Here is a 26428-nt window from a genome sequence, read left to right on the forward strand (position 1 = left end):
TGTATTTTTCCTAAATCCTAAATATAAATATGTAAAGTTTTATGATGGTGAAGCTAAAATTTATATTTAAGCAACCGGACCGGCTCGAATCGGATACACATTTTGTCTATCGAAGCGGTAAGATTTTGCAAAAAATTCGCAAAAACTGACCGCTTGTGGTTTAATTTCCACAAGCAAATTGCGTTGTTCTACGATAAAGGGAGATTGTTGTTCAGCATCAGACCCAGACTGAGCATATTGCACAACAGATTGATTGATAACAGTTTCTTGCTCACTTTCATTTGGATTTATTGCTTGAATTTCAGGTAAGACAAGCATCGCAAACATACCTAAGAGTAATTGCGACCAAAACGGATTTTTATGAAAGTGTCTAAAAAATAAGTTCATTAAAATAGATTAAATCGAAAATTTAAGTGATTATACGCTAAATTTAAGTAGAATAAGCAAATTATTGGGTCAAGTAACGTAAAATCAAGTAGAAAACTGACAAAAATGGTAAAAAGATGAAAAATTCAGCACCTAAAAATATTAATGAAGTTTTACAGAACTCTACTCTTAGCCGACTTGTCGAAAAAGCAAACTTCATCAATAATTTGAATCAAAAAGTGGAAAAATTACTGCCCGGGTCATATCGTGGACTTTACCGTGTAGCAAATTTAGTTGATAATCAACTTATCATTAATGTGCAAAATGCTACCGTTCGTCAGGGCTTAATATTACAGCAAATAACATTACTACAACAGATACAAACAGATTTACCTGAAATAACGCAACTTGAATTTAGAGTAAATCCAAGCATTAAATAACTTAATAGAAGAGGAAAATGGTATGAAAAAAATCGCATTAGTTGGATTTACAGCGGCAATCTTAAGTGCGTGTTCATTACTACCACAAAAAAGCGTAACAGGCATTTATGCGGGTGAATTACCTTGTGTAGATTGTGAAAAAATCCAAGCAAAACTTACCTTAAATGCCGATAAAACTTACCAATATGACACTGTATATTTCAAAGATAAAAAAGAATATGCTTACCGTGATAACGGCACTTATAGCTGGGAGCCTAACAAAACCAATGTAATTCGCTTAGAAAAAGCTTCCGGCAACCTTGCATTCCAAGTATCTGACAGTCATGTTGAAATTTGCGATCCAAACGGTAACACGGTAAAAAGCAAACACAATTATAAACTGCAAAAGGTACGTTAAACATGAGTTAAAAGAGATTCTCACGAATCTCTTTTTTATTTTCCGCCCCTGATTCTGCCATAAAAAAATCCCCAAGCAAGGTATGCTTGGGGATAACCTAAAAATGAAAAAGTATTATCTACTTTAACTTAACCAAGGAAATATCTATGAAAACAGTAAGGAATCTTTCAGTATGAATGGCGGTGAGAGGGGGATTCGAACCCCCGATACACTTTCGCATATACACGCTTTCCAGGCGTGCTCCTTCAACCACTCGGACATCTCACCGAAACAAACAAAAAGATGGGCGTAAATATATCAATATTGCTGATAATTTTCAAGCATTTTATTTACAAAATAAAATAAATCACTTTTTAATCAATTAATGACCGATTCCCAAACAATTTGGCGAATCAGGTACTCTTCCATCAATAGCATCCCATTCCGCGGTAGTATATAAATGCAATGCTAAAGCATGAACACCCTTTGCTAATTCTTCCGCCAAACAAGCATACACTGCTCGATGACGCGCGACTGCCCTTTGCCCCTCAAATTTATCCGAAACCAAGGTTAATTTAAAATGAGATTCAGCCCCTCTGCCCGAACTGTGCATATAGCTTTCGTTTTCAATCTTGCATAAAACGGGCGAAAATTCGGAATTAATTTTCTGAATAATTGTCTGTTCTACTGACATTTTTGCTCTCTTTAATTGAAAATTAAAATAGAATAATACTATACTAGCAAAGATATTTCTCACAATTTCTTTAAAAGGAAGGACTTAATATATGAAACTCTCTAAAAAAACATTAGTTTTAGCAACTACCCTTGCCGCAGCATTATTAACAGGCTGCCAAAACCAATCAAATACACTTACATTCTCTACCCCAACACCAACTGCGGTATTTAATACCAATAACCAAACCGCTGCGGTAAGTGTAATGACTCAAGATTTACGTACCTCACGCGAAATCGCAAGTTACACCAAAAACGGTGAAGTAATTCGCTTAACGGCAGTACCGGAAGTTGCAGCGATGTTCCAACAAGCAGTACAACAAGACTTAAACGCTAAAGGCTTTCAAATTGTACAAGGTGCGGCAAATGCGAATGTTATCGTCAATATCCGTAAATTCTTTGCAACTGTAGAACAAGGTAACTTACGCTATAAAGCAGATGCTCAAGTAGGTGTTGAAGTTACCGTTCAAGGTGCAAGAGGCAACTTCAGCAAAAACTTCAACGCAACTCGTGGCTATGAAGGTGCATTCGGTGCCGATAATGATGAAATCAAAAAAGTGTTAGACCAAGCTTACTCTGATGTTGTAAAAGCAATTTATAACGACAACGAAGTGGCAAACGCTATTCATCAATTCAAATAACCTGCCTTTATAAGGCTATACAAGCGGTTAAATTTCTTCTGTTTTTTGCAAAAAATAGGAAAAATTTGACCGCTTGTGGTTTATTCATTTCGATGCTGTTATTCAAAAGCAATAAAAAGTAACACAAAATTTAATTTACTGTTCAAGCATTTATCCTTAATATAAGGCAGACAATCTGAATTGATTAGTCTGCCTTTGATTTTAAATAGATATATACCCAATGAGAATCCCAAGAATTTATCACCCTGAACCACTAGCCTATCAACAAAGTTGCGTTTTAAGCGAAGATGCCGCCAATCATGTTGGACGTGTTTTGCGTATGAAAGCAGGCGAGCAAATTATTTTATTTGACGGTTCGAACCACATTTTTAATGCAACTTTACAAGCGGTCGAAAAAAAACAAATTATTGCAAAAATTGACTCAAGTGAGCTAGATAACAGAGAATCCAATTTACCTATTCATTTAGGGCAAGTGATTTCTCGTGGCGATCGCATGGAGTTTACCATTCAAAAATCGGTGGAACTTGGAGTTAAAACTATCACGCCACTTTGGTCAGAACGGTGTGGAGTAAAACTTAACGACGAGCGACAAGATAAAAAACTACAACAATGGCAAAAAATTGCGATTGCAGCTTGCGAGCAATGTGGAAGAAATGAAATCCCCGAAATTCGCCCGATTATGAAACTAACAGACTGGTGTAAAGAACAGGATGAGATGCTTAAACTTAATCTGCACCCACGAGCCAAATACACAATTCGCCAATTACCTAATATGCCTACAGCCGGTGTTCGTTTATTGATTGGCTCTGAGGGTGGATTATCCGCAGAAGAAATTGCTATGACTGAATCTGAAGGCTTTACCGAAGTCTTATTGGGCAAACGTGTATTACGTACAGAAACCGCATCACTTGCTGCAATTACGGCATTGCAGGTGTGTTTTGGAGATATTTAATGTTAGAAAATTTGCAAGGTAAATTTTTAATTGCGACACCGGAAATGGATGATGAATATTTTGATCGCACAGTTATCTATATTTGCGAACATAATCAACAAGGTGCGATGGGTGTTGTGATTAATACTCCAACCGATCTATCTGTACTTGAGCTTATTACCCGCATGGATTTCCAAATGGCGAATCAGCGTGATTATAAAAAAGATCAAATGGTATTAAGCGGCGGGCCGGTTAATCAAGATCGGGGATTTATTATTCACACTAAAACAGCAAATGACTTTATCCACACCTATCCGATCACCGATAAAATTACGTTAACAACTTCCGGAGATGTGCTAGACTCTTTCGGTACACCAAAATCGCCGGAAAAATTTATTGTTTGCTTAGGTTGCTCAACCTGGCGAAGCAGCCAACTTGAGCAAGAGATTGCACAAAATTATTGGATTGTGTCGGATGCGAATGAAAAAACGCTCTTTGAAACAAGCTATTTAGAACGTTGGTCAGAAGCCTATGAGATGATGGGGATTTTAAGCATCCCCTCAAAAGCAGGGAGAGCTTAATGCCAAAAACTGTAATCGCATTTGATTTTGGAACAAACAGTATCGGCTGCGCTGTAGGCCAAAGTATTACCGGAACAGCGCAAAACTTACCGGCTTTTAAAGCCCAAGACGGTATTCCCAATTGGGAAGAAATCGGTAAATTGTTAAAAGAATGGAAACCGGATCTATTAGTTGTCGGATTACCACTAAATATGGACGGAACCGAACAACCTTTAACCCAACGAGCGAAAAAATTTGCCAATCGCTTAAATGGCAGATTTAATCTACCTGTGGAGTTACAAGACGAGCGTTTAACCACTGTTGAAGCGAGAGCTGAAATTTTTTCTCGTGGTGGTTATAAGGCATTAAAAAAAGAGAAAGTAGATTCCATTTCTGCTTGTTTAATTTTAGAAAGTTGGTTTGAAAATCACTAAGTTGCCCAATACTTGCATTTGAGCCTAGGCTTTGCCGAAGTGTAGTAAGTAAAAAATTACTGATTTTTGACCGCTTGTAATAAGGATTTTTATGACACATTCCACTAAAACACTTGTCGCCATTGCTTCGATTATTATTATTTTAGCGGGTATTAAATTATCAAATGAAATTGTTGTACCATTTTTGCTTTCTCTGTTTATTGCGATCATTTGCTCACCGATGATCAAATTTATGACTAAACGGAAAATCCCACTATGGTTAGCAATTACCATATTACTTATTGCGTTTATATTAGGGTTTACATTTCTCGCAGGCATCATTAACAATACATTGCAAGAATTTACCAACTCTATCCCCCAATATAAAACTCAGCTTTCTTCTCGAGTAAACGCGGTAATAGCATTCGCACAAAAATGGCATATACCACTTTCGCTTTCACAAGAAGAAATCATGAGTAAATTTGACCCAAGTGCACTCATGAATTTGGTAAGTAAGCTGTTGATGGGGCTTTCAGGCGCATTATCCAATATCTTTGTTATCTTTTTAGTTGTCATTTTTATGCTATTGGAAATGCCTGTTGCAAAATATAAATTAGCCTTAGCACTTAGCCCCGATGATGATCTTAGAAATGAAAAAGAGTACATCAACCAAGTGCTTGACGGTGTTATTGGCTACCTTGGCGTAAAAACTTTTGTTAGTCTGCTGACCGGAAGCTTGGTGTGGATATTGTTAGAATCTTTAGATGTACAATATGCTATATTATGGGCAATACTGACTTTTTTACTTAATTATGTGCCGAATATCGGTTCAATTCTAGCCGGCATTCCGATTGTGATTCAAGCACTGGTACTAAATGGCTTTTCAACAGGGCTAGGTACGTTAGTCGGTATCGTTGTTATTAATATGATTATTGGTAATGCACTAGAACCTAAATTAATGGGTAAAAAACTGGGGCTTTCTACCCTTGTTGTGTTTCTCTCTCTTCTATTTTGGGGATGGCTACTCGGCACAGTTGGAATGTTACTTTCCGTACCACTTACTATGGCATGTAAAGTAGCATTAGAATCAAATAAAGCGACACAAAAATATGCCGTGCTATTTAGTGATTTAGAAGAGGCACCAAAAGGTAAAAAATATCGCTAAATTACCCTTGACGAATCAAAAAGAGTTGCTAGAATTTGGCAACTCTTTTTTATTTCATTTTATGAAATAAATCAGACTGTTCGGATGAAGGTAGCTGGAGAGAAATGAATTAACATTTCACCGACGAGGTAAACTCTTTCAGGTGCGACTTTCTTAGTTGCGAGGACTGTTACTGGACGAACCCTTGGAGAGATCCACTCTATTTTAGTAATTAGTAAATAGAAAATGGACGCCGAAGGCGAAAATACATTAGCTTCTTAATGTGTGAAACGCTCAGGCAAAAGGACAGGGGAGAAAAGTGAACTCAACGTAGTGGCTACAAGCGGTCATATTTTGCCTGTTTTTTGCAAAAATTTACCGTTTTTTTACCGCTTGTTTCTATCATTCCTTTTCTTTCCTTGTAAGCAGTTTTTACGAGGAATTTTCAAATGTCTATCGACACTATTTTAAGCCATATCAATAGTTTTATTTGGGGCGCCCCCCTACTTATTTTGATCTCAGGTGTAGGGCTATACCTCACACTTGCATTAAAAGGCATTCAATTCACCCAACTTGGACGTGCATTCGTTTATATGTTCAAGCCGGAAACCGGCAAAGGCCAATCCGGCGATATTTCCGCTTTTGCCGCCCTTTCAACTGCATTAGCCGCGACTATCGGCACCGGAAATATTGTCGGTGTTGCGACCGCAATTCACTCAGGTGGACCCGGTGCATTATTTTGGATGTGGCTAATCGCTTTATTCGGTATGGCAACTAAATATGCAGAGGGCTTACTTGCGATTAAATACCGCACTAAAGACAAATCCGGTTTTGTTGCCGGAGGCCCAATGTATTATATCGAACTGGGTATGGGTAAAAATTGGCGTTGGCTTGCCAAAGCTTTTGCTTTTTTCGGTGTTTTAGTTGCTTTATTTGGTATCGGTACCTTCCCGCAAGTAAACGGTATTACTACTGTGCTGGAATCAACCTTTGACGTACCTATTATCTTCACTGCAATTATTTTGACCTTAATTGTTGCTGCCATTATTTTAGGTGGCGTAAAACGCATTTCAAAAATTGCTACTATCGTAGTGCCATTTATGGCAATTGGTTATGTAGTAGCTTCACTATGCGTTATTTTACTTAATGCAGAAAAAGTACCTGCGGCAGTTGTAACTATTGTTCACGCAGCCTTTGATCCACAAGCTGCATTAGGTGGCGCATTTGGTTTTACCGTTATGCAAGCCATTCAACTCGGGGTTGCTCGGGGGATTTTCTCCAATGAATCAGGCCTAGGCTCAGCCCCGATTGCAGCAGCAGCAGCTCAAACAAAAGAGCCTGTACGCCAAGGCTTGATTTCAATGACCGGTACATTTTTAGATACTATTATTGTCTGTACTATGACAGGTCTTGTTATCGTGATTTCAGGGGCTTGGATGGGAGAAGCAAAAGGTGCTGCATTAACAACAACCGCATTCACTCAAGGTTTAGATAGCCCATTTGGTGCAGTCATTGTAACCATTGGCTTGATTTTCTTCGCTTTCACTACAATTTTAGGCTGGTGTTATTACGGTGAACGCTGCTTTGTCTATTTAACCCGTGGTCGCACTCAATACATTAAGCTATACCGCTTGCTCTTTATTATCTTAATCGCCACTGCACCATTTTTAAAATTAGACACCATTTGGACAATCGCCGATATTGTAAACGGATTAATGGCATTCCCGAATTTAATTGCACTTATTGCATTACGTAAGGTTATACTGACAGAAACTAAAGATTTCTTTACCAGACTGAAAAAAAGCAAATAATCAAAAACAGATAAAATCTGATAAAATATGGGGTGTTTACACCCTATATTTTTATTTTATGAAATATTTCTATACTCTTATTTTCTGGTTTTTATCCGCAGCGGTTAGCTACGCTGCCAAACACACACTTCAATGCAAAGTAGTGGCTATTAGCGATGGCGATACGCTAAGCTGCTTAATCAATAAAACTTCTCTTAAAGTCAGACTACAACATATTGATGCACCAGAACAAACTCAACCTTACGGAACCAAAGCCAAACAAGCTCTGGCAAATTTAGTCTTTAAGAAGAATATTACGCTTAAAATCAGCGGCTATGACCGATACCAACGTATGCTTGCAGTTGTCTATGATGAAAACGGAAAAAATATCAATTTAACTCTCATTCAACAAGGCATGGCATGGGCCTATAACAAAGAAGCTGGCTACCAACAAGCTCAAGATAAAGCCCAAAAGGCTAAAGTAGGGCTATGGCAAGCTCCTAATCCTATTGTACCCTCCGAATGGCGAAAAGGTGATATCCAACCAACTCACTCACAAGCGGTTAAAAAAAGAGAAAATTTTGCAAATATTTCCAATGCCATCAACTGCCAAACCAAACTTAGTTGTAACCAAATTGGTAATTATAAAATGGCTCAGCACTACTTCCACCAATGTGGTTGGAAAGAATTAGACGGCAATAATGACGGTATTCCTTGCAACAAACTTTACCGCCAATCCCAACAAAATAGGAATTAATTTAGCTTATTTAAATCGACTATTCTATCAGCCGAATGAATAGTTGACTGCCTGTGTGCGACAATAATACGAGTGATTTTAAGCTGTGAAATTGCTTCATTCACTACACTTTCATTAGATTCATCTAAATGGCTAGTTGCTTCATCCATCAATAAAATTTGGGGCTTTTTATATAAAGCTCTGGCAATAAATAGTCGCTGACGTTGGCCGCAAGATAAATTATTACCCAATTCACCTAATAAAGTTTCATAATTCATCGGCATTGCCATAATATCATCGTGAATATTGGCTAATTTTGCACATTCAATTGCCCATTCCCGATTATAATTACTTTCAAAACTAACAATATTTTCCAAAATAGAGCCGGAAAAGAATTTATCTTCCTGTAATACACAAGTAATTTGAGTACGATATTGTGTTAATCCCAGTTGGTAAATATCAACACCGTTAAAAAAGATAGTGCCTGAAGTCGGTTTTAATAAACCAGCGATCAGTTTTAATAATGTGGTTTTTCCATAACCGGAGGGTGCCGTAATAGCAACACTTTCACCGCTTTTAACGGTTAAATTTAAACGCTCAATCACATGTTTAGCAAAAGGATCATATTTAAAACAGAGATCTTTTATTTCCAAATTGGCTTGATGATTTTCAATAATTATCTCTTGGTATTTCGTTTCATCTTCGACTTCATTTAAAGCAATGTCAGCAATACGCTCCCGATGTAATGATAAAATTTTAAGATTAAATACAATATCAATTAAATTTCCCATTCGAGCAGAAAATGATCCACGATAAGCATTAAAGGCAACAAACATACCCAGTGTCATCACATTTTCAATCACCATCGTTGCTCCAATCCAAAGAATTAAAATCTGCTCAATGGTTGAAATAAAAGTATGAATGCCTGAAAATAGCATATCGAATTTAGTAACTTTAATTGAAGTATTAAATGCGTCCGCATTTAAAGACATCCACTGCTCTTGTCGTTTACTTTCTAACCCTAATGATTTTAACGTTATAATACCATATAAGGTTTCCATAAAATGAGAATGTGCTTTAGCACCTTTAATAATTTGCTCTTCATTCATTTGACGGTAAACCAAATAGGTGATCATTCTTAATATAAAATAGATAAAGGAGAATGCAAGTACGACCCAAAACAACCAACCACCATATAGCACCATCATAATGATTAAACTAATGATCATAATCGTATCAATAATGGTTGCAACGATACTGGAGGTTAAGGTTTTTTGAATCGTTTTGAGTGAGCTAAATCGAGAGTGAATATCGCCAACTTGTCGCTTTTCGAAGAAATCTAGCGGTAATTTTAATAGATGAGAAAAGAAACTGGCTGTCCATTGAAAATCAATTAAATAACTCATTTTCAAAGAAATCCAAGCGCGAAACATACTGATTGCTGTGCGAAAAAACGTAAATAGGAATAAACCAATACAAATAATCAATAATAATGATTGATCTTTTGCTTGCATAACGTGATCCATCACTAATTGCGTACCAATCGGCATTAACAAGGCAATCAATTCAATTAACATTGAAAGAGCAAAAATTTTCACTAATGCCCCTTTAATGCCGGAAATATGCTTTAATGTTTCATATAAACTAATGGTATTTTGATTTTTGGTTTTCTCGAATTTTACTTCCGTCCAGACTTCTAATGCTACACCGGTAAAATGGTTCGAAAATTCTGCTTTAGATAATTTCCGTTTACCAAATGCAGGATCGTGAATAATGAAATATTTTTCTGTTGCCTGCGTTAAAACAACGAAATGATTAAAATCCCAATGCAGAATACAAGGTAAACGGAGCTGAGAGACTTCTTCTAATTCTAGGGATAAGGCACGAGTAATTAAGCCACAATCTTTGGCAACCGACATCAATGTTTGCAGATTTATCCCGTGGGAAGAGGTACCATATTGGCTGCGCAGTTCAAATAAATTAGTATTCTTTCCATAATAACCTAGCACCATTGCCAAACACGCTAAACCACATTCAGCCGTTTCCGTTTGTAAAATCATCGGCATTTTTCGCAGAAAACCAAATTTTAACTGATCGATTCCTTTCATTATTTACTCCATATTTTTACGAAGCTGATAAATAGGAAAGAGCATCCATTCATAGAGTTTCCGATTTTCTAAAAATAGTGTAGCTTCTGCTTTCATTCCACTCATAAAATAGAGAGTCTTATCATTATATTGCACATTTTGATCAGCAATATCCACGATAATCTTATAAAGAGGAATTCCCTGGTCTAACTTAGGGGTAGATTTTTATAGAAACTTAATTCCTGCAAAGAAGCAGGCAAAGTTGAAATCGTTTTAATTTCTCCCTTAAACTGTCCAAATTTTTCAAACGGAAATGCTTCGTAGCGAATATTCACTTCATCCCCTGTTTTAATAAAGGAAATCGCACTATTTGGCACCCACATCACTAATTGATAGTCGCCTTTATTATAGGGAAGGATTTGTGCAAGCGGATCATTTTCTTTAATAATTTGCCCAACCGTCACATTGGTGCTTTCAATTTTGCCGTCTAATGAGGCATTCACCATAATCTCTGAAATGGACTCAAACTCCATTAAACGAATAGATAAATCACTTTTTTGTATTTCATAACGAATAATTTGGTTATCAAACTCCGTTTTGCGAGTTTCAATGTCATTCTCTAAATTTAATATCGCAGACTGTAGTTGAACAATCTCCTGCTTTAATTCATTAAATAACGATTTCTGTTGAAAATAGCGTGACTTTTGCAGATTTACTTCATCGTGGCTGGAATGCCCGACTTTTAATAGTTTCTCATACCGTTTAATTAAATCGGCATAGTCCAGCATACTTTTTTCGACTTCTACAATATAAGTCTGCTTATCTTGATATATTTTGCGATTGTTCTTTATCTGCTTTTCAAGGCTGGCAATACTTTCAGCTTTATTCTTCTGCAATGCGTCAATCGCTTTCTCCGTTGCAATAATTTGTGATTTCAAAGAAAGAATAGAATTAACATTGATATTTCCACTATGAGTAATTCTATCTAGGGTAATTTTAAATAACGGATCGCCCTTTTTCACTTGCTGATGAGGTTCAATATAGCTTTCGGAAATATAGCCTGACTTCGGGGCAGAAAGGATAATCGGGTGTGCTTGCATCACCAGCTCGCCTACTACTGTTTCACGGCGGGTGTAACTACCAAAAACAACAAATAGAATAAATGCAGCAAAAATGAAGAAAGAAATGGAAAAGACTAACCATGAAGGCACTCTGCTAAATAGTACAGCTGTGCTCTTCCATTTTTTTGACTGATACGCAATAGCTTCTTCTCTGAACATATAATACCAATTTCATACTACTACATTAGTATATTTATTTTTATATACATTAAAAATTAATCTTATAAACATATAAAGTTAGTAGAATAAGTATGTTAAAAAAGTTGAATACTATCAGCCTAAATAAATATATCACTAACATTTCTTCTTAAGAAGAGAATAAGCAAACAAAAAGCAAAACAACACTATATCATAAACAGCTGTATTACACTCGAATGGTAACAATGGATAAACAAATGCAATATAAATTACAGTAACAAATCTCATAAAACACCCACACTAAAATTTAATTACATACATTAATGAATCTTACATCTATACAGACAAGATATATTATTCAATGATTGCTATTTATGAAATAAGTCTTATTCTCTCTTAAACATCTGTCATACTCTATTTTTTCTGAATTATTCAGGATAACTTATAAGATTACTATATTTAGAATTAAACGTAGAGAACAAATAGTTTAACCAAATAAATTATTTTAATATTAGCATCTATTATGAGGCTAACAAAATAACTATATATGAAAACCCTTACATATTTAACTCAATTTTAGAACGCCAATATAAGATAACTGCCAAATAAGCTGAGAAACTTTATCTCGTTTATCTTCTGATACTTTTTCTAAAATATCATTTAATGAAACTTCCTGCCCCCGTTTAAGAAATTTAATAACATTTCCAAACTCTTCGTCAAGAGAAATACCATATCCATTTGAAATTATCTTATCTTCATAACCAAAGTAGTGATTTTTGGTTTTAAATGAAATTTTTTGATTTTCTAAAATAGAATTATATTGATAATTTCCTAAAGTTTCTAAATTAAGCGGCTTTTCAACCCGCTTCTGATCATAAAAATTCTCTATAAATTTGCGATAATTCTCTTTATCTTTAATATATTCTGCTGTTTGTTCTGCCAGCTGTACTATCAACTCTTTATCTGACTCATAGTGCGATAAAGAAGCTCGGGCAATTTCTTTCTCAACCATATTTTGAGATACCCAAGTCAGATAGTTATGAGTATAAGCAGGAAAAATGCCTACAGCTAAATGCACAGTTTCTTCTCCAACAGGAATAGGATCGTGCCACCAGCCACGAGGTAAATAAAGAATATCACCAGCTTCAAGAACAATGTCCATATAAACATCATCAAGATTAGGAGCATATTCAGGCATATCCTTACTATGATGCATATATAATGGATTTTTAAAAGTTGGGGCATGAATAATCCAACGTTTTTTACCTTGCATTTGCACCGCAAAAATATCACGACTATCCCAATGACTTTTAAAAGACCGCTCAGTATTAAAAGCAATATATAAACTTGAAAAAATATGGCAGCCAGTAAATTGAGCTATTTCTTGTGAAAAGCAATCTACACTTGGTTCATTAACAATACCATTAGCAACTAACGTTGCACCATCTCTTAAAAAACTATACAAATGCTCTTCTTGAAATTTATAACGAATAGTACCTAGATCATTATATTCTTCTAAATAATCTTTCTTATGTACTCTTTTGCCTTTATACATTACTTTAATTGCATCTTCAGAAAGTAAATCACAACGAGGTAATACTTCATTGATAGCATTCCAAGAGAGTAAATCTTGTTGCTTTATTGCTCCTTTCATTAATAAAGGCTGTTTCTCAAAATAATTTTCACAAAATTCTTGATAAGAAATTGGAAATTGAATCTTCATTTTCATCTCCACTAGCCTTGATAATCTGTACCATCACCACAATCATAGTTTGAACCTGACTTATTATTACTGTTTCCTCGAATATCATCCCCCATACTCTTAATTATATTATCAGATATTCCTGAAACAACACCACCTATCGTAGAAGCCCCCCAAGAACCAAATTTCGCACCTATACCTCCACCTACTGCTCCTCCAGCAGCGGCTCCCAAAGCTCCTTGAAAAGTCATATTTTCTGGATTACTAATATTACTTGCTCCATAGTAGGCTGTGCCAGCTGCTGCTCCTTTTAAAGCTCCTCTTAGTATTAATCCAGAAAATCCACCATAAATAAGCTGACAATCATTAATAGTTAAATCTTTCAATTTTAATTCTCCTTTGCGTTAAAAATAAATTATCACTGGGTAAATATTAAAATAAGTCAAAAATAATTTTTCAATATAAAAAAACAAAAAACTTAATATTATAAATAGAAACACCATTAAAAAAACTTTATCTTTTAAAAATAATTTTTTATAAAAAAAAGAAAAAACAAAATAGGAAGGGGTAATAATCAACCCTAGATGAATAAAAAGGTTCAACATTAAAATCGCTAATTCTTTCATTACTTTTCCTAAACCAAATATTATTAATTCAATAAAACACCTATTTATCAAGGATAAATATTTTTCAACTTATTAAAACAGTAAAGAAAAATCAATATTCCAAAATAAAAATAAGCAACATGCACATTAAAAAATGATGATATTATTAACGACATACAATATATAAAAATATAAAACAAAAACATATTTATGATTTTATTCGTATTTTTTAAAAAAGATTTCATATAACCTCCCTTAGGTTAAAATGAATAGAATATATTTCAGAGCATTCCAAAAAAATATAGATTATCTTATTCTTCTCATACGTTAGTAAGTTTATTTTTTACCTCTCCAAATAGACCATATTTTTTATGCGGATTTTATAAAAAAACAATTTTATTAGTCAACTCCGATTTAACAAAAATTTAACAAAATAAATCTATTTATTTCTTGAAATGCTTCTTATCTCAAAACATTTCTCTATAATAAGTGCTTTCTTGGTAACTAAATTTTCAAAAAAATCTTAGGAATTAACTTATGCCTAACACCCAATTTCGTACCTATTTCCCCTTTTTTACCCAAGCTAAAGGCTGGACTTATTTAGACTCTGCGGCGACAACACTGAAACCAAATGTACTAATCCAAACAACCTCTGAATTTTATGCTTCTGCCGGTTCAGTGCATCGCAGTCAGTATGATTTGCCGCAAACTCAGCAATATGAACTGGCTCGTGATTTGGTGATGAAACGCTTTAATGTGGCAGCTCGTGAAGCTGTAATTTGGACAAGCGGCACAACGCAAAGTATTAACTTGGTTGCCTACGGATTAGAACATCAAATTGAGAAAGACGATGAAATCGTCATTTCAATTGCCGAACATCATGCCAATTTTATTCCTTGGCAGCAGTTGGTAGAACGCAGGCAGGCTAAATTAATTGTTTTGCCGTTAAATGCAGATTATCAAATTCAACCTGAAACGTTAAAGCAAGTGTTATCGCCTAAAACCAAGATTGTGGCATTAAATTTAGTTTCAAATGTGAGCGGCGTGCGTCAGCCTGTGGAAACCTTAATTCCGATTATTCGCCAGCATTCTTCGGCGAAAATCCTGTTGGATATTGCTCAAGCGGTCTGTTCGGAGCAAGTGGACGTGCAGAAACTAGATGCCGATTTCTACGCCTTTTCCTCCCATAAAATGTATGGTCCGAACGGTGTTGGGGTGCTGACCGGCAAATTGCAAAGTTTGGAACAAATTCGACCGCTTGTATTCGGCGGCAAAATGCTGAAAAACATTACTGAAAGTGAGCTGACTGTAGCAGATTTGCCTTACCGATTGGAAGCAGGCACGCCAAATATTGCCGGTATTATTGGCTTCGGGCAGGTACTGGCATGGTTAGAAAAAGTCGATTTCTCAGGGCTGAATAATCAACTTTATGCTTTAGCGGAATACGCTCGCAAGCGGTTAAATTCTTATCAAAATTTACAAATTATCGGGCAGCAAAACACCCCGACAATCAGCTTTATTATAAAAGATCAGCACCCTGCTGATATTGCTGCCTTTTTAACCCAAAGTAAAATTGCCATTCGCCATGGTGAGCATTGTGCCAAACCTTATTTACGTTATTTGGATGAGGTCGGAACACTTCGAATCTCATTGGCTCATTATAATACTCAAGAAGATGTTGAACAGTTTTTCAACGCTTTAGATTTTGCTTTAGCCATTTTACGGGAATAGCTAGAATTAAATCAAAAAATACGCATTTTTTAGTAGAACGAAAAGGCTGAATATTGTAACCTTTGCACCAGTTTTCAATTTAACTTTAATTTATCAACAAGGTGTTTTTAGATGAGTAAACAAATCAAAAAAATCGCAGTATTAACTAGTGGTGGCGATGCTCCGGGTATGAATGCGGCTATTCGTGGTGTTGTGCGTACTGCATTAAATGAAGGTTTAGAAGTTTGCGGTATCCAAGATGGTTATTATGGACTTTATCACGATAAAGTCATCCCACTTGATAGACGTTCTGTGTCAGAAACCATCAATCGTGGCGGTACTTTCCTAGGCTCTGCACGCTTTCCTGATTTTAAAAGACCTGAAGTCCGTAAAAAATGTGTTGAAACATTGAAGAAATATCATATTGACGCGCTAGTTGTTATCGGTGGGGATGGCTCTTATATGGGCGCAAAATTATTAACCGAAGAATTCGGCTACCCGTGCATTGGTATTCCCGGCACGATTGATAATGATATTGTCGGAACCGACTACACCATCGGTTATCAAACGGCATTAGAAACCGCATTAGATGCAATTGACCGCTTACGTGATACCTCAAGCTCTCACCAACGTATTTCGATTGTGGAAATTATGGGCCGCCATTGTGGTGATTTAACCTTAAGTGCTGCCTTAGCAGGTGGTTGTGAATACGTTATCGTGCCGGAAAAAGGCTTAGATAAAGAATCATTGATGAGAAGTATCGAAGAAGGCTTCCATAAAGGCAAACGTCACTCAATCATTGCGATTACCGAATTAATGACCGATGTACATGCGCTTGCTAAAGAAATCGAAGCTCGCTTTGGTAATGAAACCCGTGCAACGGTGTTAGGTCACATTCAACGTGGTGGTTCGCCTTGTGCGTTTGACCGTATTCTAGCCTCTCGCATGGGGGTTTATGCAGTAGAATTATTACTACAAGGTTTTGGCGGTCACTGTGTAGGGATTCAAAACGAACAATTAGTTCACCACGATATTATTGATGCGATTAATAATATGCGTCGTCCGTTTAAAGAAGAATTGTACGAAGCCTCTAGAAAATTATTCTAACTTTTCTTAGAATTAAAAGGCGACTGTTTTAGTCGCCTTTTTTATTGATATCCGAATCAGAAGGAAAGTATGATACTACAAGATAAACCTGTAATTTCCAATCAACATGGTGCATTAGCAATGGCAATTTTACCCTTTATTTATGCCATCATAGAAAGTCAGTTTATCCCTTTGCACATTTTTTTCGTTCTTTCGTGGTTATCACTTTACCTGTTCTCCTACCCGTTTCTGGCACTATTTAGCAAAAAGCCCACCGAGCGTAACAAAAAATGGGCAAAAATCTATTTTGGGCTTAGCCTTCTTTTTGCCTTGCCGGTGATTTATACCAAACCGACTATTTTGCAATTTTTAGTGATAATTCTACCGCTTGGACTGACTCAAATTTATTATGCAAAACAAAAAGATGAACGTAATTTATTCAATGATATTGCCGGTATTTTAATTTTTGGCGTAATAGGCATGGCAAGTTTCTATTTGGTAAGCGAAAGCTATAATTTTGAAATTTTACTCCATCCAACCTTATTTTTTATCGCGACCACATTTTATGTTAAAAGTATGGTGAGGGAACGTCGCAACCCAATTTATATGGAAATAAGTATTCTCTCACATTTATTATTGGCAATACTTTATATTATATGCTCCATGCAAGCGGTCTTTTTTGCTTATTTAATTGCATTATCCAGAGCAATTGTTGTGCCTGGTTTGGGTTGGAATGTAAAACAGATTGGGATGTTAGAATTTCCGATGATGTTAATTTTTTTAATTAGTTTAATTTGGTAAGAAAAAAAAGCCTCTGGAAATTTCAGAGGCTTTTTTTAAATAATTATTGAGCAGTTTTTTGGATTTTCTCACCTGCTTTCTCAACATCTTTACCCACACCATCAACAGTATTGCAAGCAGTTAAGAATGTTGCTGTTGCTAAAATTGCTAATACTAATTTTTTCATAATAGGCTCCTTATTTTTTTGGTTAGTTATGAAAACGATTCGACTATAACAACTTTGAAAATCAAATGCAACTTTAAATTTTAATAATCTAACTCATCTTTATAAAGTTCATAATCTGCTTTTAAAGCTTGAATCAGTTCAATGAAATCTTCCGGTAGTGGAGCGTGCCATTCCATCAACTCACCTGTAATTGGGTGTTCTAATCTGAGCATTGTTGCATGTAATGCCTGACGCTGGAATCCACGTAATACCGCTAAAAATTCTTCACTTGCCCCTTTCGGTGGACGAGGTCTGCCACCATAAAGCTGATCTCCCAACAACGGGTGAGCAATATGGGCCATGTGTACACGAATTTGATGAGTACGCCCGGTTTCTAAACGCAAGCGTAAACGTGTATAGTTACGGAAACGTTCCATAATACGATAATGTGTTACTGCAGGTTTACCCATCGGATGAACTGCCATCGCAGTGCGTTTGGTGGGATGACGAGCCATCGGCTCATCCACTTTTCCACCTTGGGTCATAATGCCGCTTGCTACCGCTTCATATTCACGGGTGATTCTACGTTTTTGCAAGGCTGTAACTAAATGGGTTTGAGCAGGAATATTTTTCGCTACCACCATTAAGCCTGTGGTATCTTTATCTAAACGATGAACAATGCCAGCACGCGGCACTTCTGCAATCGGTGGGTAATAATGCAATAACGCATTTAATACTGTGCCGTCCGGATTACCGGCCCCCGGATGCACAACTAAATCTTTTGGCTTATTAATTACTAAAATATCATCGTCTTCATAAACAATATTTAATGGAATATCTTGCGGTTCAAAACGGATTTCTTCCTCTATTTCGGCTGCAATTTCAACACTTTCTCCACCAAAGACTTTTTCTCTTGCTTTGTTGACAATATTACCGTTTACTTTCACTAAATCACTTTCAATCCAAACCTTAATGCGTGAGCGGGAATAATCCGGAAAAAGCTGAGCGAGAGCCTGATCTAAACGAGCCCCTAATAAATCTGCAGTAACTTCCGCTTTTAAAATCATTTGTTGAGTCATTAAATAATAAATCCTAATTAGTCATTTGCTTACTTGCTTGATGTTATATAAAATAGAGATGAACTTCATAAGTTATTCTTAGTCTGAGGACATTGTACATGAACTTTCCGTTCCAGACACTTTTTATAGGTAAAACATATGCGTAAATTTAAATCTCTTGCCACTTTAGTATTAGCAGGGCTTATGGTCGCCGGTTGTTCAAGTTCTAATAAAGAACTTGAATCATCCCCTGTTCAAGATCTTTATAGCAAAGGCCAAAATTATTTACAAGATGGTGATTATAACTCCGCCATTCGCTATTTAGAAGCTGTGGGTGCTAAAGGTGGTCAATATACAGGTATTGGGGAGCAGACTCAATTAAGTTTAATTTATGCACAATATAAAGTGGCTGAATATTATAAAGCCTTAGATGCCGCAGAGCGTTTTGCTCGCTCTTACCCGAATTCAGCAAACATGGATTATGTATTCTACTTAGCTGGCCTTTCTAACGCACGTTTAAGCGATAACTTTATTCAAGATTTCTTTGGCGTAAACAGAGCTTCTCGAGCTGTTGACAACGTTCGTAATGCTTACGGTAACTTCCAGACTATCGTGCAGCACTACCCTCAAAGTCAGTATGCTCAAGATGCTCAAAACTGGATGAACTACTTATTCAACCGCCTAGCTGAACATGAATTATCAACAGTAAAATTCTACGATAAACGTAACGCCTACGTGGCCGTCGTAAACCGAGTTGAAGAAATGTTACGCTTCTACCCAAATACTATGGCTACTAAAGAAGCACTTCCATATTTAAAAGAAGCATTTAAGCAAATGGGAATTCAAGACTCTGAACAAAAAACGGATGCTTTAATTCAAGAATACGAAAACAAAACCTTACCAAATCCTGAAAAACCGAAATACGGCGAGCAATTTTAATCAGGCATAAGATAATTTCAGGGGGCGAGTATTCGCCCCTTTTAGTCTCATTAATTTAAAAATTAACTTAAGGAAATCATGCGAATTTTAGGTATTGAAACCTCTTGTGATGAAACAGGGGTTGCAATTTATGATGAAGAAAAAGGATTAGTTGCCAATCAACTCTATAGCCAAATTGATATGCACGCAGATTATGGCGGTGTTGTGCCGGAGCTTGCCTCTCGTGATCATATCCGAAAAACACTACCTTTAATTCACGAAGCTTTAAAAGAAGCAGGGCTTAGCTCTACTGATATTGACGGTATTGCTTACACCGCAGGGCCGGGATTAGTTGGAGCCTTACTTGTTGGAGCAACCATAGCGCGATCCCTTGCTTATGCATGGCAAGTACCGGCTCTTGGTGTTCATCACATGGAAGGGCATTTACTCGCCCCAATGCTTGAAGAAAATGCCCCCGAATTCCCTTTTGTTGCATTGCTGATCTCCGGTGGGCATACTCAATTAGTCAAAGTCGATGGAATTGGTCAGTACGAATTAATGGGCGAATCCATTGATGATGCTGCCGGTGAAGCATTTGATAAAACCGGCAAACTATTGGGTTTAGACTATCCGGCAGGGGTTGCAATGTCAAAACTTGCCGAATCAGGTACACCGGAGCGTTTTAAATTTCCACGTCCAATGACCGACCGCCCGGGCTTAGATTTTAGCTTCTCTGGCTTAAAAACCTTTGCTGCGAATACTATTAAAGCGAATCTAAATGAAAATAGCGAGCTAGACGAACAAACTCGTTGCGATATTGCTCATGCATTCCAACAAGCTGTTGTCGATACCATTTTAATCAAATGCAAGCGTGCTTTAGAGCAAACCGGTTATAAACGGCTGGTAATGGCAGGTGGAGTAAGTGCCAATAAGCAATTACGAGCAGATGTTGCCGATATGATGAAAAAATTAAAAGGCGAAGTATTCTACCCTCGCCCACAATTTTGCACCGATAACGGAGCAATGATTGCCTATACCGGCTTTTTACGCTTAAAAAATGGCGAACAAACCGACTTAAGCGTGAGCGTAAAACCACGCTGGGCGATGACGGAACTTCCCTCAATTAAATGATCGCAAGCGGTCAAATTTGTAAAATATTTTGCAAATCTAACCGCTTGTTCCCTAAATATTTTGGAGAATAAAATGAACACAGCACAATTCCACCAAGCCGTAGAGCAAGTATGGCAGCAAATTGAAGAAACCATTGATAACGAAGGTTTATCGGTGGACACCGAAATTCAAGGTGCGGTTTGTACCCTAACCTTTGACGATGAATCTCAAATCATCATCAACAAACAAGAAGCGATGTTAGAGCTTTGGCTTGCTAGCAAATTAGGTGGTTTCCATTTTAAAAATGTAGCGGGCGAATGGGTCACTGCGGAAGGTCGTAACTTTTGGCAACACTTAACCGAAGCCTTTGCCAGACACGGTGAAGAAATTACATTCTAATAATCTTGCAGGACGCTATGTGCGTCCTTGTAACATTTGCAAATTTTTCCTAAAAATAGACCGCTTGCAGGCTCTTTCGCCTCAACAAAATAATACACAATGAACACCACCGCAATTTCTGTTTTAAATAATGTTTTTGGCTACCAAAAATTCCGAGACGGGCAAGAAGAAGTCATTAATGCCGTTTTAGAAAAGCGCGATTGCTTAGTCATTATGACGACCGGTGGTGGAAAATCTCTTTGCTATCAAGTGCCTGCCCTTTGCTTGGAAGGCATCACCCTTGTGATCTCACCACTGATTTCGTTAATGAAAGATCAGGTTGATCAGCTCATTACTAACGGTATTGAAGCCGCTTATCTCAATTCAACCCAAAGCATTGAAGAGCAGCAGCAAGTCGAGCAAAAAGCTTTATCCGGACAATTAAAACTCCTTTATCTTTCACCAGAAAAAGTAATGACTCAAGGCTTCTTCCAATTTATTTCACTATGTAAAATCAGTTTTATTGCGGTAGATGAAGCTCATTGTGTTTCCCAATGGGGACATGATTTCCGCCCGGAATATACCTTACTTGGTAGATTACGTAATACCTTTCCAAATGTACCGTTAATGGCCTTAACTGCCACGGCAGATCCTACAACTCGAGCAGACATTCTGCATCATTTACGCTTACAGCAGCCACATATTTATTTAGGCAGTTTTGACCGCCCTAATATTCGCTATACAGTGCAAGAAAAATTCAAACCGTTAGAACAGCTAGTCCAGTTTATCCATAAACAGCAAGGTAAAAGCGGCATTATTTACTGTAATAGTCGTAAAAAAGTAGAAGAAATTACCGAGAAACTCTCTGCACGCAAAATTAGTGTTATGGGTTATCACGCTGGTATGAGTTTTGAACAACGTGAAGTAGTACAAAATGCCTTTCAGCGGGATAATATCCAAATTGTAGTGGCAACCATTGCCTTTGGAATGGGAATTAATAAATCAAATGTTCGTTTTGTAGTGCACTTTGACTTACCTCGCTCAATTGAATCTTACTATCAAGAAACAGGGCGAGCAGGACGAGATGATTTACCCTCAGAAGCCGTTCTTTTCTACGATCCAACTGATTATGCTTGGTTACAAAAAATACTACTGGAAGAACCGGAAAGCGAGCAACGTAATATTAAACAGCATAAACTACAAGCCATAGGAGCATTTGCTGAATCACAAACCTGTCGCAGATTAGTGCTACTTAACTATTTCGGTGAACACAAGCAAGAAGCTTGTAAAAACTGCGATATCTGTTTAGACCCTCCACAGAAATATGATGGCTTACTCGATGCACAAAAAGTCATGTCTGTAATCTATCGTACAGGTCAAATTTTTGGCCAACACCATGTAATTGCTGTATTGCGGGGTATGAATAATCTTAAAATTCGTGAACATAATCACGATACCCTATCCGTTTACGGTATCGGCAAAGAACAAAGCCAAAATTACTGGTTGAATGTGATTCGACAACTCATTCACTTAGGACTAATTTATCAAAATATTGCTAATCACTCTGCGCTACAACTTACAGAAAGTGCCAGAGCTTTTTTACGCGGAGAGAAACCTCTACAACTGGCATTACCACGTTTAGGTATTTCAGCTACGGCATTCGTTCAGAAACAAACCAGCCAACGTTATGATAAAGATCTCTTTGCTCGGTTACGCTTCCTGCGTAAACAAATTGCAGATAAAGAAAATATTCCACCTTATATTGTTTTCAATGATGCGACTTTACAAGAAATGGCAGAATTTTTGCCGACAAGTAAAATAGAAATGTTAGAAATAAACGGTGTAGGGGAAAGGAAATTTGAGCGTTTTGGCGAAGCTTTTATGACCTTAATCAAAGAACATCAAAATAACCGAAAATAGGCTGTAAACTAAGCATTGATTATTGCATATAGTTTGAAAATCCTATAAAATTCGCCCGTTTACCTGTTTTCTATACAGATAAAAACGAGCACTATAACAATATATATCGTCTGCTATGCACTCGATTTTAACCAACCTAGAAGGAATTATACTATTAAACCTGTAAAACGTGTTCAGACAAATCGTGCCCACCGTCTTAATGATGAAATTCGTGGCGTGAAAGAAGTTCGCCTAACCGATGAAAATGGTGAACAAGTTGGTATCGTATCAATTCAAGAAGCATTAGCAAAGGCTGAAGAAGCTGAGTTAGACTTAGTTGAAATTAGCCCAAATGCTGAACCACCGGTTTGTCGTATTATGAACTATGGTAAGTTCATCTACGAAAAAGAAAAAGCTGCAAAAGAGCAAAAGAAAAAACAAAAAGTTGTCCAAGTGAAGGAAATCAAATTCCGTCCGGGTACTGATGAAGGTGATTACCAAGTGAAACTTCGCAGTATTATGCGCTTCTTGGAAGACGGCGATAAAGTAAAAATTACCGTGCGTTTCCGTGGTCGTGAAATGGCTCACCAAGAAATTGGTATGGACGTATTAGAGCGTGTAAAAGCCGATACAGCAGAAGTCGCAATGATCGAATCAGCACCGGGCAAACTTGAAGGTCGTCAAGTGGTAATGGTCATCGCACCTAAGAAAAAATAATCTGACCTTATATAAAGCACATAATTTTTATGTGCTTTTTTATCGGAATAATCTATTATTTTTACTTGCATAGCGGTCATATTTTCGCTAAAATTCGCAAGCTTTTTTAAGCAACAAAGCAAACAGGCAGACTCAGCAGCCTGATTTGCTTTGAAATAGTAATGTTAATTGCATAGGAATGTGATTAGTGCTTCCAAGAGATTTCCATATAGCCGAATGATTATTCGGCTTCAGAATGTGTAATCCGCCTAATGACAATGAAGTAAACTTAAACAATGCGGAGTTTTTAAAACAATGCCTAAAATTAAAACAGTACGTGGTGCTGCTAAGCGTTTCAAAAAAACAGCTTCAGGCGGTTTCAAACGTAAACAATCTCACTTACGTCACATTTTGACTAAGAAAACCACTAAACGTAAACGTCACTTACGTCACAAATCAATGGTTGCAAAAGCTGACCAAGTATTAGTAGTAGCCTGCTTACCATACGCATAAGCCTTTTTTAGGTTGCGTAGATAAGTACGGACGTACGGATTAGTTAATTTTTAGTTTATAAATGTGGGCAAATGCCCAAAGACAATTTAGGAGATTAAATAATGGCTCGTGTAAAACGTGGTGTTATTGCAAGAGCACGCCATAAGAAAGTTCTTAAGGCTGCTAAAGGTTATTATGGTGCGCGTTCGCGTGTTTATCGCGTTGCGTTCCAAGCAGTGATTAAAGCTGGTCAATATGCTTACCGTGACCGCCGTCAACGTAAACGTCAATTCCGTCAATTATGGATTGCTCGTATCAACGCGGCTGCTCGTCAAAATGGTTTATCTTACAGCAAATTCATCAACGGCTTGAAAAAAGCATCTGTTGAAATTGACCGTAAGATCTTAGCTGACATCGCTGTATTCGACAAAGTTGCTTTCGCAGAACTTGTTGAAAAAGCAAAATCTGCTCTTTAATTTAAAGAATAGAGATGAGGACGCCCCTTAATAGGCGTCCTTTTTTATTAGAAAATAGACTATTTTCATGAATTAAATTCCAAATAAGCGGTCAAAAAGCTGATATTTTTTGCAAATGAGGGAAATATGAAAAAACTGATTTTAATTACCTTACCAGCAATGCTAACAGCTTGCTCAACACCAGTTCAACAGAGTAGTGTGCCAATGGATATGCAAGCAGTGGCAGATTACCAACAACGTATTATCTCCAAACAAACTGTTAATCCAAATGAGAAACCAAATGACGAGCCATTAAACCAAAGTGATAAACGAGCTAAAAGCACTGCAACACAAATTGTAAGGCCTGTAATTTATCCTAGCATAGGATATCATCATGGATTTGGGCGTTATCGCGGTTGGTAAAATAAGCTTATCTATTGGCAAATTTTTTGCCAAAGTTGACCGCTTGTAGGCTCTGCATTTACGCAGATTCTTTCGCCATCATATTCAAAATCAAGCTGATAAGCATGTAAGTAAACTCTATCTGCTGCCGTTCCCGAATAGAGCCTATCACCTAAAATCGGGCTACCTAAGCTTTTCATCGCAACCCTTAACTGATGTGTTTTGCCGGTTTTGGGTTGCAGAAGAAAATGGCGTAAAGGAACTTCGACAGAGTAAGAGGTAAATTGTGTGACTGCGGGATTTTCTTTACTATGGCACAGCTTCCATGCCCCATTACGGGATTTTTCCATATCCCCCACAATCTTTCCTTGCTTTTTCTTCGGCTTTTTATCACTCAACGCCCAGTAAGTTTTCTGAATTTTGTGCTGCTCGAACAAATGATAAAACCGCACTGCGGCCTCTTTATTTAAAGCTAAAATCAATAAGCCGGAGGTGATTTTATCTAAACGGTGAACCAGCCAAACCTGTTCGACATTAAGCTGTTTTGCTACCTGTTCAGTTAAGCCAATCTCTTCCTCGTCTTTATGCACGCTTACCCCCTCAGGCTTATTGATAATAATAAAATCATGATGTTGATAACAAATCATCAATTCTGTATTCATTTTGCTATAATCTCTTTTAATTTTTTGATTATTTTAACAAGGAAATTCAATGGCACTTACAATTTATTTAGTCAGACATGGTAAAACCGTCTGGAATATTGAAGGTAGATTACAAGGTTCAGGCGATTCAGCTTTAGTAGAAGAAGGGATTAACGGAGCGAAAAAAGCCGGAGTTGCCCTTAAAAATATTCCATTTCGTGCTGCCTATTCCAGTATGCAAAAACGCGCCCAAGATACCGCTAACTATATTTTAGCAGAAAATGAGCTATCCAATATTCCCCATTTCCACCACTGGGGACTCAATGAATTTAATTTTGGCTCTTGGGAGGGCGTAAAATCTGTTGATTTACAAGAACATGACGAATATTGGGTAATGAAGCGCACACCGGCGGAATACCAAGCCCAAAGCAATGGAGGCGAGGTGTTTGAGCAGCTTTATCAACGCGTTACCAATGCATTTAACCACATTGCTGAACTGCATAAAAATGATCAGCATGTATTAATCGTCTCTCATGGCATGACGCTTACTTTATTAACCGCAGTGTTAAAAGGTATTCCTTGGCAAGATTTCCGTAATGAAGAAAAACATTGCTTTGTGATCAACACCGCGATTACAAAAGTGAAAGTAGATAACGGTAAGGTTGAAGTTATTGATTTTAATAATACCGCTCATTTATAGCGAGCCAAATTAAAAAAATAAAAAGTAGCAATCATTTGTTGTGTTTTAATCTCTCATTCATCAATAACAACTTAAAACATAATAAGCGGTCGATTTTCTGAAAAATTTCACAAAAAACTGCTATAAAATATGAAATTTCTAGTCAATTCATTGCA

At 36.9% G+C, this 26428-nt stretch carries 31 protein-coding genes, 1 tRNA gene and 1 riboswitch; of the genes, 21 read left to right on the plus strand and 11 right to left on the minus strand.

The window, feature by feature from the left end; genetic code table 11:
- Positions 1–66 precede the first annotated feature (66 nt).
- Entirely contained in the window at positions 67–387 is a 321-nt protein-coding gene (secM, locus tag A6B41_RS07410; RefSeq protein WP_027074274.1) for a secA translation cis-regulator SecM, read from the minus strand.
- A gap of 116 nt (positions 388–503) precedes the next feature.
- Between secM and A6B41_RS07415 the strand changes: the two genes are divergently transcribed.
- Together A6B41_RS07415 and A6B41_RS07420 are read left to right on the plus strand one after the other, a co-directional pair.
- Positions 504–806, plus strand: coding sequence for a DciA family protein (locus tag A6B41_RS07415; protein ID WP_027074273.1), 303 nt, complete (start codon positions 504–506; stop codon positions 804–806).
- A gap of 22 nt (positions 807–828) precedes the next feature.
- Entirely contained in the window at positions 829–1203 is a 375-nt protein-coding gene (locus A6B41_RS07420; protein ID WP_027074272.1) for a copper resistance protein NlpE, read from the plus strand.
- A gap of 177 nt (positions 1204–1380) precedes the next feature.
- Here A6B41_RS07420 and A6B41_RS07425 read toward each other — a convergent pair.
- A tRNA-Ser gene (locus tag A6B41_RS07425) sits at positions 1381–1470 on the minus strand.
- A gap of 94 nt (positions 1471–1564) precedes the next feature.
- Positions 1565–1876 (minus strand): BolA family protein, encoded by a 312-nt coding sequence (locus tag A6B41_RS07430; RefSeq protein ID WP_027074271.1) that lies wholly within the window; start codon positions 1874–1876, stop codon positions 1565–1567.
- A gap of 91 nt (positions 1877–1967) precedes the next feature.
- Between A6B41_RS07430 and A6B41_RS07435 the strand changes: the two genes are divergently transcribed.
- From A6B41_RS07435 to A6B41_RS07465, 7 genes are all read left to right on the plus strand, one after another.
- Positions 1968–2555 (plus strand): YajG family lipoprotein, encoded by a 588-nt coding sequence (locus A6B41_RS07435; protein WP_027074270.1) that lies wholly within the window; start codon positions 1968–1970, stop codon positions 2553–2555.
- 220 nt (positions 2556–2775) lie between these two features.
- Positions 2776–3507, plus strand: coding sequence for a 16S rRNA (uracil(1498)-N(3))-methyltransferase (rsmE, locus tag A6B41_RS07440; protein ID WP_027074269.1), 732 nt, complete (start codon positions 2776–2778; stop codon positions 3505–3507).
- Entirely contained in the window at positions 3507–4067 is a 561-nt protein-coding gene (locus tag A6B41_RS07445; protein ID WP_027074268.1) for a YqgE/AlgH family protein, read from the plus strand. Before rsmE ends, A6B41_RS07445 begins: the two co-directional genes overlap by 1 nt.
- Entirely contained in the window at positions 4067–4480 is a 414-nt protein-coding gene (gene ruvX, locus A6B41_RS07450) for a Holliday junction resolvase RuvX (protein WP_027074267.1), read from the plus strand. The genes A6B41_RS07445 and ruvX overlap by 1 nt, the downstream gene beginning before the upstream one ends.
- Positions 4481–4571: 91 nt before the next feature.
- Positions 4572–5624, plus strand: coding sequence for an AI-2E family transporter (locus tag A6B41_RS07455; protein WP_027074266.1), 1053 nt, complete (start codon positions 4572–4574; stop codon positions 5622–5624).
- Positions 5625–5798: 174 nt separating this feature from the next.
- Positions 5799–5923, plus strand: a riboswitch (glycine riboswitch).
- A 129-nt stretch (positions 5924–6052) separates the two neighbouring features.
- Positions 6053–7414 (plus strand): alanine/glycine:cation symporter family protein, encoded by a 1362-nt coding sequence (locus A6B41_RS07460; RefSeq protein WP_027074265.1) that lies wholly within the window; start codon positions 6053–6055, stop codon positions 7412–7414.
- Between the two features lie 58 nt (positions 7415–7472).
- Positions 7473–8150, plus strand: a complete 678-nt coding sequence (locus A6B41_RS07465) for a thermonuclease family protein (protein ID WP_027074264.1) — start codon at positions 7473–7475, stop codon at positions 8148–8150.
- Here A6B41_RS07465 and A6B41_RS07470 read toward each other — a convergent pair.
- The 5 genes from A6B41_RS07470 to A6B41_RS07490 form a co-directional block, all read right to left on the minus strand.
- Entirely contained in the window at positions 8147–10237 is a 2091-nt protein-coding gene (locus tag A6B41_RS07470) for a peptidase domain-containing ABC transporter (RefSeq protein WP_027074263.1), read from the minus strand. The two genes, A6B41_RS07465 and A6B41_RS07470, sit on opposite strands and share 4 nt — an antisense overlap.
- Before the next feature lie 185 nt (positions 10238–10422).
- On the minus strand, positions 10423–11427 hold the full coding sequence (locus A6B41_RS07475) for an HlyD family secretion protein (RefSeq protein WP_237052461.1): 1005 nt from the start codon (positions 11425–11427) through the stop codon (positions 10423–10425).
- A gap of 613 nt (positions 11428–12040) precedes the next feature.
- Positions 12041–13198 (minus strand): cupin domain-containing protein, encoded by a 1158-nt coding sequence (locus tag A6B41_RS07480; RefSeq protein WP_084493748.1) that lies wholly within the window; start codon positions 13196–13198, stop codon positions 12041–12043.
- A gap of 11 nt (positions 13199–13209) precedes the next feature.
- Positions 13210–13563 carry a hypothetical protein gene (locus A6B41_RS07485; RefSeq protein WP_050436781.1) on the minus strand — a complete coding sequence of 118 codons (354 nt, stop codon included), beginning with the start codon at positions 13561–13563 and terminating at the stop codon, positions 13210–13212.
- Between the two features lie 18 nt (positions 13564–13581).
- Positions 13582–13803 carry a hypothetical protein gene (locus A6B41_RS07490; protein ID WP_027074260.1) on the minus strand — a complete coding sequence of 74 codons (222 nt, stop codon included), beginning with the start codon at positions 13801–13803 and terminating at the stop codon, positions 13582–13584.
- A gap of 516 nt (positions 13804–14319) precedes the next feature.
- On the opposite strand from A6B41_RS07490, the gene A6B41_RS07495 reads away from it, so the two are divergent.
- The 3 genes from A6B41_RS07495 (at position 14320) to A6B41_RS07505 (ending at position 17379) form a co-directional block, all read left to right on the plus strand.
- Positions 14320–15513, plus strand: a complete 1194-nt coding sequence (locus A6B41_RS07495; RefSeq protein ID WP_027074259.1) for an aminotransferase class V-fold PLP-dependent enzyme — start codon at positions 14320–14322, stop codon at positions 15511–15513.
- Positions 15514–15624: 111 nt separating this feature from the next.
- Positions 15625–16599: a 6-phosphofructokinase gene (gene pfkA, locus A6B41_RS07500; protein ID WP_027074258.1), complete on the plus strand. Its 975-nt coding sequence runs from the start codon at positions 15625–15627 to the stop codon at positions 16597–16599.
- A gap of 72 nt (positions 16600–16671) precedes the next feature.
- On the plus strand, positions 16672–17379 hold the full coding sequence (locus A6B41_RS07505; RefSeq protein WP_027074257.1) for a YwiC-like family protein: 708 nt from the start codon (positions 16672–16674) through the stop codon (positions 17377–17379).
- A 43-nt stretch (positions 17380–17422) separates the two neighbouring features.
- On the opposite strand, the gene A6B41_RS07510 is transcribed toward A6B41_RS07505, so the two are convergent.
- Together A6B41_RS07510 and rluD are read right to left on the minus strand one after the other, a co-directional pair.
- A complete protein-coding gene (locus A6B41_RS07510) occupies positions 17423–17545 on the minus strand; it encodes an entericidin A/B family lipoprotein (RefSeq protein WP_032847392.1) in 123 nt (40 codons plus the stop codon).
- A gap of 80 nt (positions 17546–17625) precedes the next feature.
- Positions 17626–18603 (minus strand): 23S rRNA pseudouridine(1911/1915/1917) synthase RluD, encoded by a 978-nt coding sequence (rluD, locus tag A6B41_RS07515; RefSeq protein ID WP_027074256.1) that lies wholly within the window; start codon positions 18601–18603, stop codon positions 17626–17628.
- A 138-nt stretch (positions 18604–18741) separates the two neighbouring features.
- Between rluD and A6B41_RS07520 the strand changes: the two genes are divergently transcribed.
- The 8 genes from A6B41_RS07520 (at position 18742) to A6B41_RS07555 (ending at position 24953) form a co-directional block, all read left to right on the plus strand.
- On the plus strand, positions 18742–19521 hold the full coding sequence (locus tag A6B41_RS07520; RefSeq protein WP_027074255.1) for an outer membrane protein assembly factor BamD: 780 nt from the start codon (positions 18742–18744) through the stop codon (positions 19519–19521).
- Between the two features lie 78 nt (positions 19522–19599).
- Positions 19600–20631, plus strand: coding sequence for a tRNA (adenosine(37)-N6)-threonylcarbamoyltransferase complex transferase subunit TsaD (gene tsaD, locus A6B41_RS07525; RefSeq protein WP_027074254.1), 1032 nt, complete (start codon positions 19600–19602; stop codon positions 20629–20631).
- Between the two features lie 72 nt (positions 20632–20703).
- Positions 20704–21009 carry an iron donor protein CyaY gene (gene cyaY, locus A6B41_RS07530; RefSeq protein ID WP_027074253.1) on the plus strand — a complete coding sequence of 102 codons (306 nt, stop codon included), beginning with the start codon at positions 20704–20706 and terminating at the stop codon, positions 21007–21009.
- Between the two features lie 99 nt (positions 21010–21108).
- Positions 21109–22908, plus strand: a complete 1800-nt coding sequence (recQ, locus tag A6B41_RS07535; protein WP_027074252.1) for a DNA helicase RecQ — start codon at positions 21109–21111, stop codon at positions 22906–22908.
- Between the two features lie 153 nt (positions 22909–23061).
- Positions 23062–23604 carry a translation initiation factor IF-3 gene (infC, locus tag A6B41_RS07540; protein ID WP_080686561.1) on the plus strand — a complete coding sequence of 181 codons (543 nt, stop codon included), beginning with the start codon at positions 23062–23064 and terminating at the stop codon, positions 23602–23604.
- Between the two features lie 294 nt (positions 23605–23898).
- The gene (rpmI, locus tag A6B41_RS07545; protein ID WP_005596065.1) at positions 23899–24096 is read left to right on the plus strand and encodes a 50S ribosomal protein L35; all 198 of its coding nucleotides are present in this window, start codon (positions 23899–23901) and stop codon (positions 24094–24096) included.
- Between the two features lie 101 nt (positions 24097–24197).
- Positions 24198–24551: a 50S ribosomal protein L20 gene (rplT, locus tag A6B41_RS07550; protein ID WP_027074250.1), complete on the plus strand. Its 354-nt coding sequence runs from the start codon at positions 24198–24200 to the stop codon at positions 24549–24551.
- A gap of 126 nt (positions 24552–24677) precedes the next feature.
- Positions 24678–24953 (plus strand): hypothetical protein, encoded by a 276-nt coding sequence (locus tag A6B41_RS07555; RefSeq protein ID WP_027074249.1) that lies wholly within the window; start codon positions 24678–24680, stop codon positions 24951–24953.
- Between the two features lie 11 nt (positions 24954–24964).
- Here A6B41_RS07555 and A6B41_RS07560 read toward each other — a convergent pair whose 3' ends face one another.
- Positions 24965–25594: a TIGR01621 family pseudouridine synthase gene (locus A6B41_RS07560; protein ID WP_027074248.1), complete on the minus strand. Its 630-nt coding sequence runs from the start codon at positions 25592–25594 to the stop codon at positions 24965–24967.
- Positions 25595–25643: 49 nt separating this feature from the next.
- Here A6B41_RS07560 and A6B41_RS07565 point away from each other — a divergent pair, with 49 nt between their 5' ends.
- On the plus strand, positions 25644–26273 hold the full coding sequence (locus A6B41_RS07565; RefSeq protein ID WP_027074247.1) for a histidine phosphatase family protein: 630 nt from the start codon (positions 25644–25646) through the stop codon (positions 26271–26273).
- Positions 26274–26428 lie beyond the last annotated feature (155 nt).

Source organism: Mannheimia granulomatis (genome assembly GCF_013377255.1).
Classification (GTDB): domain Bacteria; phylum Pseudomonadota; class Gammaproteobacteria; order Enterobacterales; family Pasteurellaceae; genus Mannheimia; species Mannheimia granulomatis.

Coding starts and splice junctions, on each gene's coding strand:
- secM (WP_027074274.1), bottom strand. CDS start 387: ATGAACTTATTTTTTAGACACTTTCATAAAAATCCGTTTTGGTCGCAA.
- A6B41_RS07415 (WP_027074273.1), top strand. CDS start 504: ATGAAAAATTCAGCACCTAAAAATATTAATGAAGTTTTACAGAACTCT.
- A6B41_RS07420 (WP_027074272.1), top strand. CDS start 829: ATGAAAAAAATCGCATTAGTTGGATTTACAGCGGCAATCTTAAGTGCG.
- A6B41_RS07430 (WP_027074271.1), bottom strand. CDS start 1,876: ATGTCAGTAGAACAGACAATTATTCAGAAAATTAATTCCGAATTTTCG.
- A6B41_RS07435 (WP_027074270.1), top strand. CDS start 1,968: ATGAAACTCTCTAAAAAAACATTAGTTTTAGCAACTACCCTTGCCGCA.
- rsmE (WP_027074269.1), top strand. CDS start 2,776: ATGAGAATCCCAAGAATTTATCACCCTGAACCACTAGCCTATCAACAA.
- A6B41_RS07445 (WP_027074268.1), top strand. CDS start 3,507: ATGTTAGAAAATTTGCAAGGTAAATTTTTAATTGCGACACCGGAAATG.
- ruvX (WP_027074267.1), top strand. CDS start 4,067: ATGCCAAAAACTGTAATCGCATTTGATTTTGGAACAAACAGTATCGGC.
- A6B41_RS07455 (WP_027074266.1), top strand. CDS start 4,572: ATGACACATTCCACTAAAACACTTGTCGCCATTGCTTCGATTATTATT.
- A6B41_RS07460 (WP_027074265.1), top strand. CDS start 6,053: ATGTCTATCGACACTATTTTAAGCCATATCAATAGTTTTATTTGGGGC.
- A6B41_RS07465 (WP_027074264.1), top strand. CDS start 7,473: ATGAAATATTTCTATACTCTTATTTTCTGGTTTTTATCCGCAGCGGTT.
- A6B41_RS07470 (WP_027074263.1), bottom strand. CDS start 10,237: ATGAAAGGAATCGATCAGTTAAAATTTGGTTTTCTGCGAAAAATGCCG.
- A6B41_RS07480 (WP_084493748.1), bottom strand. CDS start 13,198: ATGAAGATTCAATTTCCAATTTCTTATCAAGAATTTTGTGAAAATTAT.
- A6B41_RS07490 (WP_027074260.1), bottom strand. CDS start 13,803: ATGAAAGAATTAGCGATTTTAATGTTGAACCTTTTTATTCATCTAGGG.
- A6B41_RS07495 (WP_027074259.1), top strand. CDS start 14,320: ATGCCTAACACCCAATTTCGTACCTATTTCCCCTTTTTTACCCAAGCT.
- pfkA (WP_027074258.1), top strand. CDS start 15,625: ATGAGTAAACAAATCAAAAAAATCGCAGTATTAACTAGTGGTGGCGAT.
- A6B41_RS07510 (WP_032847392.1), bottom strand. CDS start 17,545: ATGAAAAAATTAGTATTAGCAATTTTAGCAACAGCAACATTCTTAACT.
- rluD (WP_027074256.1), bottom strand. CDS start 18,603: ATGACTCAACAAATGATTTTAAAAGCGGAAGTTACTGCAGATTTATTA.
- A6B41_RS07520 (WP_027074255.1), top strand. CDS start 18,742: ATGCGTAAATTTAAATCTCTTGCCACTTTAGTATTAGCAGGGCTTATG.
- tsaD (WP_027074254.1), top strand. CDS start 19,600: ATGCGAATTTTAGGTATTGAAACCTCTTGTGATGAAACAGGGGTTGCA.
- cyaY (WP_027074253.1), top strand. CDS start 20,704: ATGAACACAGCACAATTCCACCAAGCCGTAGAGCAAGTATGGCAGCAA.
- recQ (WP_027074252.1), top strand. CDS start 21,109: ATGAACACCACCGCAATTTCTGTTTTAAATAATGTTTTTGGCTACCAA.
- rpmI (WP_005596065.1), top strand. CDS start 23,899: ATGCCTAAAATTAAAACAGTACGTGGTGCTGCTAAGCGTTTCAAAAAA.
- rplT (WP_027074250.1), top strand. CDS start 24,198: ATGGCTCGTGTAAAACGTGGTGTTATTGCAAGAGCACGCCATAAGAAA.
- A6B41_RS07555 (WP_027074249.1), top strand. CDS start 24,678: ATGAAAAAACTGATTTTAATTACCTTACCAGCAATGCTAACAGCTTGC.
- A6B41_RS07560 (WP_027074248.1), bottom strand. CDS start 25,594: ATGAATACAGAATTGATGATTTGTTATCAACATCATGATTTTATTATT.
- A6B41_RS07565 (WP_027074247.1), top strand. CDS start 25,644: ATGGCACTTACAATTTATTTAGTCAGACATGGTAAAACCGTCTGGAAT.